This window comes from Roseateles sp. GW823-FHT07B05, from assembly GCF_058794515.1.
Genome location: NZ_JBXAGX010000001.1, coordinates 898,656 through 907,156 on the forward strand (window position 1 = coordinate 898,656; position 8,501 = coordinate 907,156).

The window sequence follows — 8,501 nt, forward strand, 5'->3', positions numbered from 1 at the left end:
GATGGGCGCAGCGTAGCTCAGCCGGCCTGGAGTTTCAGCACCGTCAGCAGCCCGCCCTCGGGCGAGTTGCTGATGGACAGCTGGCCGCCCAGCCGCTGCACGGACTTCTCGACAATGGCCAGCCCCAGGCCCGCGCCGCTGGCGGCCGTGCGTGCGGCGTCGCCGCGGTAGAAGGGCACCGTGAGCCGGACCAGGCGGTCGGGCGGCACGCCGGGGCCATGGTCGCGCACGCGCAGCTCCACCCAGGAGCCCTGGCGCGTGGCGCTGACGTCCACGCGCGCCGGCTCGCCGGGCTCATGGCCGTAGCGGCGGGCGTTCTCGAACAGGTTCAGCAGCACGCGGCCCAGCTCGGTGTCGTCGACGAAGACCTTGAGCGCGGCGCTGACCTGCACGCGGAAGCGGATCTGGTCGGGGTCGCGGAAGCCCTGCACCTCGCGCTCGACGATGTCGGCCAGCCGGGCCTCGCGCAGCTGCGTCTCGTTGGGCCGCGCGTAGTCCATGAACTTGCTGATGATGGCGTCGAGCTGGTCGATGTCCTGCGCCATGAAGTGCCGCGCCTGCTCATCGCTGACGCTCATCTCGGTTTCCAGCCGCAGCCGGGCCAGCGGCGTGCGCAGGTCGTGCGAGATGCCGGCCAGCATGACGGCACGGTCTTCCTCCAGCTTGGCCAGCTCGCGGGCCATGCGGTTGAAGCCCATGTTGACCTCGCGGATCTCGCTGGTCATGGTCGTCTCGTCCAGCCGCGAGTCGTACTCGCCCTCGCGGATGCGGCCGGCGGCCTCGGCCAGCTCGCGCAGCGGCTGGTTGATGAGCCGCGCGATCAGCGCCGAGCCGACGATGGTGGCCAGCAGCGCGATCAACACCCACCACCAGTTGCCGGCGAGGTTGACGGACAGCGGCGCGGCGGTGGTCCTGAGCCAGAAGGCGTCCTCGCCGACGACGTAGCGCACCCACAGGCCCGGCACGTCGTTGACGCTGCGCGCGACCAGCGTGTCCGGGCCCAGCGTGCCGCGCAACTCGGCGGCCAGCTTCTTCGCGAACGGGCTGGTGTCGTAGGGCAGCCAGCGGTCGGTCTGCTCGGCCACGCGCACCTGCACCGTGTCGCCCCGCGCCATCGACGTGATGACGGCCACGCGGTTGATGGGGTCGGTGTGCTCCAGCGCGATGCGGCTGAGCTTGACGAGGCCGGCCAGCTGCTCGGCCGACTCCAGCGCCCGCGGCTCGGCCTCCAGCAGCTTGAAGGTGTACTGCCAGGCCAGCACCGCGCCGGCCAGCAGCAGCGCCAGCCACGCGAACGTGCGCCAGAAGAGATTCAGCGCGAGATGCGGTCGCGGCATGCGCTAGCTGTTTTCATCCGGCACGAAGACATAGCCCACGCCCCAGACCGTCTGGATGTAGCGCGGCTGGGCCGGGTCGGCTTCCAGCATCTTGCGCAGGCGCGAGATCTGCACGTCCAGGCTGCGGTCGAAGGGCTCGAACTCGCGGCCGCGGGCCAGTTGGGCCAGCTTGTCGCGGCTCAAAGGCTGGCGCGGGTGGCGCACCAGCGTCTTCAGCATCGAGAACTCGCCGGTCGTCAGCGGCAGCTGCTCGCCGTTCTTCATCAGGCGGCGCAGCGCCAGGTCGAACTCGAACGGGCCGAAGGTGACCGTCATCGGTTCCTTGGACGGGGCGCCCGGGGCTTCCGGCGGCGGGCGGCGGCGCAGCACCGCGTTGATGCGGGCCAGCAGTTCGCGCGGGTTGAAGGGCTTGGCGAGGTAGTCGTCGGCGCCGACCTCCAGGCCGACGATGCGGTCCACGTCCTCGACCTTGGCCGTCAGCATGATGATGGGCGTCTGGTCGTTGGCGGCGCGCAGGCGGCGGCAGATGGTCAGGCCGTCTTCGCCGGGCAGCATCAGGTCCAGCACGATGAGGTCCACCGTCTCGCGGGTCAGCTGCTTGTTCAGCGCGCGGCTGTCTTCGGCCAGCAGCACTTCGAAGCCTTCCTGGGTCAGATAGCGGCGCAGCAGGTCACGGATGCGGGCATCGTCGTCGACGACGAGGATGCGGTTCTGGCGGGGATTGGCGGCGTTGTTCATCGCGCTTCCTGAATTTGTAACAGCGGCATTGTGAGCAGGTTTGAAACCCGGCCGCGTAGGACAGCAGGCATCGGTTACAGCTCGTTGCCATATCGGGGCCATGGTGGGCCGCTAAGCTGGGAAGCCCCTGTTGAAAGGAAGTGCCATGCGTGTGTTGACCGCCCTGTCCGTTCTGACCCTGGCCGCCGCGGCCCAGGCTGCCGAGGCGCCGCGGGAGCGGCTGAGCCTGTCGGCCAGCGCCACCGCGGAGGTGACGCGCGACGTGCTGGGCGTCAGCTTCTCCACCACGCGCGACGGTACCGAGCCCACCGCCGTGCAGGCGGCGCTGAAGCAGGCGCTGGATGCCGCGCTGGCCGAGGCGCGCAAGGTCGCCAAGCCGGGCCAGGTGGACGTGCAGACCGGCGGCTTCTCGCTGTACCCGCGCCACGACCCCAAGACCGGCAAGATCAATGGCTGGCAGGGCAGCGCGGAGCTGCAGGTGGAAGGCCGCGACACGGCCGCCATCGCGCAGCTGACCGGCCGCATCAGCACGCTGAGCATCGCCCGCGTGGGCTACAGCCTGTCGCGCGAGGCGCGCGAGAAGGCCGAGGCCGACATCACGGCCCAGGCCATCGGCCGCTACCGCGCCAAGGCGGCGGACTACGCGAAGCAGTTCGGCTACGGCGGCTACGTGGTGGGCGAGATCAACATCTCGGGCGACGAGGTGTCGCAGCCGCGGCCCATGATGGCGATGCGCATGGTCAAGGCCGAGGCGGCCGATGCCGGCCTGCCGACCGAGGCCGGCAAGGCGACCGTGACGGTGAACGTCAGCGGCAGCGTGCAGCTGACGCGCGAGTCGTCCCCGCGCTGAGCGACCCGGCCTACCCGCCGGGCCGGGGGCTCACTCAGACGGCGGTCCAGCCCCCGTCCATCGCCCAGGCCTGGCCGCGCACGTTGATGGCGGCGTCCGAACACAGGAACACCGTCAGCGCGCCCAGTTCCTCGGGCGTCGTGAACTGCAGCGAGGGCTGCTTCTCGGCCAGCAGGCGGCGCTTGGCCTCCTCGTTGTCGACGCCGTCTTTCGCGGCCAGCGCGTCCACCTGTTTCTGTACCAGCGGCGTCAGCACCCAGCCGGGGCAGACGGCGTTGACGGTGACCGGCGTCGTGGCCGTCTCCAGCGCGACGCTCTTCGTGAAGCCGACCAGGCCGTGTTTGGCGGCCACGTAGGCCGACTTCTGCGCCGACGCGACGAGCCCGTGCGCCGACGCGATGTTGACGATGCGGCCCCAGCCGCGCTTCAGCATGCCCGGCAGCGCCAGCCGCGTCGTGTGGAAGGCCGACGTGAGGTTGATCGCGATGATCGCGTCCCACTTCTCGACGGGGAAGTCCTGCACCGGCGCCACGTGCTGGATGCCGGCGTTGTTGACGAGGATGTCGATGCCGCCGAACTCGGCGTCCGCGTAGGCCACCAGCGCGGCGATGTCGCCGGGCTTACTCATGTCGGCACCGTGGTAGCCCACCTTGACGCCCAGCGCCGCGACCTCGGCCTTGGGCGCCTCGGCGTCGCCGAAGCCGTTCAGGATCACGTTCGCGCCCTGCCGCGCCAGCGACAGCGCGATGCCCAGGCCGATGCCGCTGGTGGAGCCGGTGACGAGGGCGGTCTTGCCTTTCAACATGGAGGGGTCCTTCCGGGTTGCTACGATGGTTTCAAAGGATTGAACCATGACCTCGCCCGACCTGCGCTTCGTCAATTGCCTGGACGCCACCGGTCTGCACCGCATGGCGTACTGGGAGTGGGCCGGCCCGGGCGCCGACGCGCCGGTGCTGGTCTGCGTGCACGGACTGTCGCGTCAGGGGCGCGACTTCGATGCGCTGGCGCGGGTGATGAGCAGCCGCTATCGCGTCATCTGCCCCGACGTGGCCGGCCGCGGCCGCTCCGACTGGCTGCGCCAGCCCGGCGGCTACGCAATCCCGGCGTATGTGTCCGACATGATCGCGCTGCTGGCGCGGCTGGACGTGGAGCAGGTGGACTGGGTGGGCACGTCCATGGGCGGGCTCATCGGCCTGGGCGTTGCGTCGCTGCGCGGTGCCGAAGGGCGGCCGGGCTTCATTCGCCGCCTCGTGCTCAACGACGTGGGCCCGGCCATCCGCTTCGAGGCGCTGCAGCGCATCGGCGGCTACCTGGGCAAGGTGCAGCGCTTCGCATCCCTGGCCGACGGCGCGGCCTATCTGCGCACCATCTCCGAAGGCTTCGGGCCGCACAGCGACGCCGAATGGCTGGCGCTTTCCGAGCCGCTGTTCCAGCAGGACGGCGACGGCTGGCGGCTGCGCTACGACCCCGCCATCGCCGTGCCCTTCGGTGCCGTGACGCCCGAACTCGCCGCCTTGGGCGAGGCCGCGCTGTGGGCCGCCTATGACGCGCTGACCTGCCCGACGCTGCTGATCCGCGGCGCCGACAGCGACCTGCTGAGCGCCGAGACCGCGCGCGCGATGACGCAGCGCGGGCCGGGTGCCCGCCTCGTCGAGCTGCCCGGTATCGGCCACGCCCCCACCCTGATCCGCGACGACCAGATCGCCATCGTGAGAGACTTTTTGAGTTCATGAAGACAGGCTTGATGCCCGAGGGCGCGGCCACCGCGCCCATCGTCGCGTTGCTGGACACCAGCACCGAACATTCCCACGCCGAGGTGGCCCGCGCGCGCGCCTTTGCCGAGCCGCTGCTGGCCGCCGAGACGCTGGACACCGGCGAGAACGCGCTGGCCCACGCCGACGGCGTGGCCACCATCCTGCAGGCCGTGGGCGCCGCGCAGGAGCTGCAGGCGGCGGCCTACCTGGTCTACGCGGCCGACTTCCTGACCAGGCCCGAGGACGTCGTCGCCAAGGCCTTTGGCGACAGCCACGCCAGCCTCGTCACGCACACGCGCAAGCTGGTGCAGATGCAGCGCGCGGCGCGGGCCGCCAAGGTCAGCACCGACCAGAAAGCCCAGCAGACCGAGCGCGTGCGCAAGATGCTGCTGGCGTTCTCGAAGGACCTGCGTGTCGTGCTGCTGCGCCTGGCCTCGCGGTTGCAGACGCTGCGCTGGTACGCCGCCAGCAAGACGCCTTGCCCGCCGGAGCTGGCGGCCGAGTCGCAGGCGGTGTTCGCGCCGCTGGCCAACCGGCTGGGCATCTGGCAGATCAAGTGGGAGCTGGAAGACCTCGCGTTCCGCTTCCGCGAGCCCGAGGCCTACAAGGCGCTGGCCAAGGGGCTGCAGGAGAAGCGCGTCGAGCGCGAGCAGCGCATCGAGACCGCGCGCGCGACGCTGCAGGCCGACCTGTACGCGCAAGGCATCGCGGCCGAGGTGCAGGGGCGGCCCAAGCATCTCTACAGCATCCACAAGAAGATGCAGGGCAAGGACCTGTCGCTGGACCGGGTGTTCGACTTGCGGGCCTTGCGCGTCATCGTCGCCAGCGTGGCCGACTGCTACGCCGTGCTGGCGCGGCTGCACGAGCTGTATACGCCGGTGCCGGGGGAGTTCGACGACTACATCGCCAAGCCCAAGCCCAACGGCTACCAGTCGCTGCACACGGTGGTGCTGGGGCAGGACCAGCGGGCCATGGAAGTGCAGATCCGCACGCGCGAGATGCATGACCACGCCGAGCATGGCGTGGCCGCGCACTGGGCCTACAAGGAGGCCGGCGCGCGCGGCTACGCCGGCGTCAGCGCGGCGGGCGAGTTCGAGGAGCAGGTGGCGCGCGCCCGCAAGGCCGTGCTGAACCAGCTGCTGGCCTGGGAGCGCGACACCGTGCAGGGCGAGGGCGGGGCGGTGTTCGACGACCGCATCTACGTCTTCACGCCGCAGGCCACCATCGTCGAGCTGGCGGCCGGCGCGACGCCGGTGGACTTCGCCTACGCGGTGCACACCGACCTGGGCCACCGCTGCCGCGGTGCGCGCATCGACGGCCAGATGCTGCCGCTGAACACGCCGCTGCAAAGCGGGCAGACGGTGGAGATCATCGCGACCAAGGAGGGCGGGCCGTCGCTGGACTGGCTGAACCCCGAGCTGGGCTATCTGCAGAGCCAGCGCTCGCGCGCCAAGGTGCGGGCGTGGTTCAACGCGCTGCAGCAGGCGCAGACCATCGCCAAGGGCCGCGAGCTGGTCGAGAAGCTGCTGCAGCGCGAGGGCAAGACGGCGCTGAAGCTGGACGAGCTGGCCGCGCGCCTGGGCTTCAAGGGCGCGGACGCGCTGTTCGAGGTGGTCGGCAAGGACGAGTACTCGCTGCGCAACATCGAGCTGCTGCTGCGTCCGCCCGAGCCGGTGGCCGACGAGGACGAACTGCTCGCCCAGCGGCACACGCGCAGCGCCAGCAGCGGCGCTCGCGGCGGCGTGCTGGTGGTGGGCATCGACTCCCTGCTGACGACGCTGTCGCGCTGCTGCCGGCCCGCGCCGCCGGACGCCATCGCCGGCTTCGTCACGCGCGGCAAGGGCGTGGCCATCCACCGCAGCGACTGCAGCAACCTTGCCGAGATGAAGCGCCGCTCGCCTGAGCGCGTCATCGCCGTCGAGTGGGGCGGTGGCGAACCCGCGGGCAAGAGTGCGCCGGTCTACCCGGTCGACGTGCTGGTCGAGGCCGGCGATCGGCAGGGTCTGCTGCGCGACGTGCTGGAGATCTTCGCCAAGGAGAAGATGAACGTCGTCGCCGTCAACACGCAGTCGCTGCAGGGCAGTGCCGCCACCAAACCGCGCACCGGCGGCGGCGACACGGCGTGGATGAGCTTCACGCTGGAGCTGTCCGACGCCACCAAGCTGGCCAAGGTGCTGCGCGACCTGTGCGCCATCTCGGGCGTCCGTTCAGCGCGTCGGAAGTGATTTGTGGACGAGCCCTCAAAAAGCATGCTATAGTGCGAAGCTCTTCAGGCGCGTAGCTCAGTTGGTTAGAGCACCACCTTGACATGGTGGGGGTCGTTGGTTCGAATCCAATCGCGCCTACCAAATTTGGTAGGAATCAGAAGCCCGATACGAAAAAGTTCGTATCGGGCTTTTTGTTTTGCTTGTGCGCATCCGGTGTCTGTCGCCGCTGGGATTTCTGTCATCGCGTTCGCGCGATGCGAATGTCGTTGGCGGTTTGGCACTGCGGCTGCAGAACTGATCGAGCGGCCTAGAAATTTCTTCGAGGCACTTCTCCGCCAATCTCGGAAACCCAAGGCGTCTGCACGAGCGCCGCGCCGCCCATTGATCAATTGGGCGGTCCGCCTGTCGGCCGGAATCGCTGCGCCAGCAGGCGCTTGCGCACTGCATGGATGCAGTCGCGCTGCGTGCAGAGCCCCGCGGCCTACGACAGGCGCAAGCTGCGCGTGGCTGCCGCCGGCGCTGCGGCTTCGGCTGGCAGCAGGTCTTCGGCGAGTCGTTCCAGCACCTGCTGCAGCAGGAGTTTTTCCACGATGAAAGACAGGCATCTCGACCGAGCGAGGGCCTCTTGACCAGCGAGTGCGCCACCCGCCGTCGATCCACGGCGAAGGCCGGCGTGGCGATGCGTGCCTACGGTGCCCCTGTCCCCAGAGGCGAGCGGTTGGAACCCCGAGCGCGCTGCGCCGGCGTCGTCCGCATGTTGATGCCCAGGTTTTATCTAACCGTCAATCTAGGGGGGTGAGGTCTAGGGGGGAGGGGGCGCTCTTACACTTTTTGCAAATACGCCAACTGAACGGGTTGGCTTTTGAACAGTCCGATCAGGGGGGTGTATGAAGCCAGCATTTTCAAAAGTCGCCGGGCAATTCTTCGCGCGCTTCGCGGCGGCGGGGCTGGTGGCCTCGCTGCTCACGCTCGGTGTGGCGTCACCCGCAGTGGCGGCTTCAGCCCCCGCGCCGTGGGTGGAATCGGCCGATGTTGCCGTCGTGCTCCTCCCGGGCGCGCCGGTGCTCGATGCGGGCGCACGGTCCCTGGACCTGGACGTCGCGACCTGGGTGGATGTGCCTGCCGCTCACGCAGGGCACCACGTGGGTTTCTACATCGGCGACGGGCTCAGCTTCGATGGCTTTGTCGACACCCCCTTCAGCTGGAATGCCACGGCGCAGCGTTTCGAGGGGGCCGGCCTGACGTTGGTCGTCCATGCGCCGACGAGTGTCTCGGCAGCGTGGGCCGGTCCGTTCTTCGATATCGGCGCGCTGGCTGCCGGGCAGCAGGCCGGGCCTGCCTTGAAGCTCACGCTGAGCTTTGCGGACAACCAGTCCTACCTCGACTGGGTCGACGCCGGCTCACTGCAGCTGAGCGTCACCGCCGTCACCAGCGCCGTGCCAGAGGCCAGCGCACTGTGGATGCTGGCCATCGGGCTGCCCGCCCTGGGCCTGTGGCGCCGCCGCTCGGCGGCGTGCGCCGGTGGCCGCTGACGCCATTCGGGCGCGTCGCCGCGCGCAAGCCTGAGTCGACAACCTGCCCGGCCTAGGTCCGGGTGTTCTGCGAGAAACACCCC

The 8,501-nt window shown here is 69.6% G+C and carries 7 protein-coding genes and 1 tRNA gene; 5 read left to right on the forward strand and 3 right to left on the reverse strand.

Features of this window, described 5'->3' with window-relative positions; genetic code table 11:
* Positions 1 to 17 precede the first annotated feature (17 nt).
* Both AC1Q7O_RS03730 and ompR read right to left on the reverse strand, forming a co-directional pair.
* Positions 18 to 1,337, reverse strand: a complete 1,320-nt coding sequence (locus AC1Q7O_RS03730; RefSeq protein WP_492659124.1) for an ATP-binding protein — start codon at positions 1,335 to 1,337, stop codon at positions 18 to 20.
* Positions 1,338 to 1,340: 3 nt separating this feature from the next.
* On the reverse strand, positions 1,341 to 2,075 hold the full coding sequence (ompR, locus tag AC1Q7O_RS03735; RefSeq protein WP_492659125.1) for an osmolarity response regulator transcription factor OmpR: 735 nt from the start codon (positions 2,073 to 2,075) through the stop codon (positions 1,341 to 1,343).
* 145 nt (positions 2,076 to 2,220) lie between these two features.
* Here ompR and AC1Q7O_RS03740 point away from each other — a divergent pair, with 145 nt between their 5' ends.
* Positions 2,221 to 2,925, forward strand: a complete 705-nt coding sequence (locus tag AC1Q7O_RS03740) for an SIMPL domain-containing protein (RefSeq protein ID WP_492659126.1) — start codon at positions 2,221 to 2,223, stop codon at positions 2,923 to 2,925.
* A 34-nt stretch (positions 2,926 to 2,959) separates the two neighbouring features.
* Here the strand turns inward: AC1Q7O_RS03740 and AC1Q7O_RS03745 are convergent, their stop codons facing one another.
* Positions 2,960 to 3,730 carry a 3-hydroxybutyrate dehydrogenase gene (locus AC1Q7O_RS03745; protein ID WP_492659127.1) on the reverse strand — a complete coding sequence of 257 codons (771 nt, stop codon included), beginning with the start codon at positions 3,728 to 3,730 and terminating at the stop codon, positions 2,960 to 2,962.
* 46 nt (positions 3,731 to 3,776) lie between these two features.
* Between AC1Q7O_RS03745 and AC1Q7O_RS03750 the strand changes: the two genes are divergently transcribed.
* The 4 genes from AC1Q7O_RS03750 to AC1Q7O_RS03765 all read left to right on the forward strand — a co-directional run bounded on the left by AC1Q7O_RS03750 (position 3,777) and on the right by AC1Q7O_RS03765 (position 8,418).
* Complete coding sequence (locus AC1Q7O_RS03750) at positions 3,777 to 4,658, forward strand: alpha/beta fold hydrolase (protein ID WP_492659128.1); 882 nt, start codon at positions 3,777 to 3,779, stop codon at positions 4,656 to 4,658.
* Positions 4,655 to 6,904: a RelA/SpoT family protein gene (locus AC1Q7O_RS03755; protein ID WP_492659129.1), complete on the forward strand. Its 2,250-nt coding sequence runs from the start codon at positions 4,655 to 4,657 to the stop codon at positions 6,902 to 6,904. The genes AC1Q7O_RS03750 and AC1Q7O_RS03755 overlap by 4 nt, the downstream gene beginning before the upstream one ends.
* Positions 6,905 to 6,950: 46 nt before the next feature.
* Positions 6,951 to 7,027 (forward strand) — tRNA-Val (locus AC1Q7O_RS03760).
* A gap of 746 nt (positions 7,028 to 7,773) precedes the next feature.
* Positions 7,774 to 8,418 carry a hypothetical protein gene (locus tag AC1Q7O_RS03765; protein ID WP_492659130.1) on the forward strand — a complete coding sequence of 215 codons (645 nt, stop codon included), beginning with the start codon at positions 7,774 to 7,776 and terminating at the stop codon, positions 8,416 to 8,418.
* Positions 8,419 to 8,501: the final 83 nt, after the last annotated feature.

Coding starts and splice junctions, on each gene's coding strand:
- AC1Q7O_RS03750 (WP_492659128.1), top strand. CDS start 3,777: ATGACCTCGCCCGACCTGCGCTTCGTCAATTGCCTGGACGCCACCGGT.
- AC1Q7O_RS03765 (WP_492659130.1), top strand. CDS start 7,774: ATGAAGCCAGCATTTTCAAAAGTCGCCGGGCAATTCTTCGCGCGCTTC.
- AC1Q7O_RS03730 (WP_492659124.1), bottom strand. CDS start 1,337: ATGCCGCGACCGCATCTCGCGCTGAATCTCTTCTGGCGCACGTTCGCG.
- AC1Q7O_RS03745 (WP_492659127.1), bottom strand. CDS start 3,730: ATGTTGAAAGGCAAGACCGCCCTCGTCACCGGCTCCACCAGCGGCATC.
- AC1Q7O_RS03740 (WP_492659126.1), top strand. CDS start 2,221: ATGCGTGTGTTGACCGCCCTGTCCGTTCTGACCCTGGCCGCCGCGGCC.
- ompR (WP_492659125.1), bottom strand. CDS start 2,075: ATGAACAACGCCGCCAATCCCCGCCAGAACCGCATCCTCGTCGTCGAC.
- AC1Q7O_RS03755 (WP_492659129.1), top strand. CDS start 4,655: ATGAAGACAGGCTTGATGCCCGAGGGCGCGGCCACCGCGCCCATCGTC.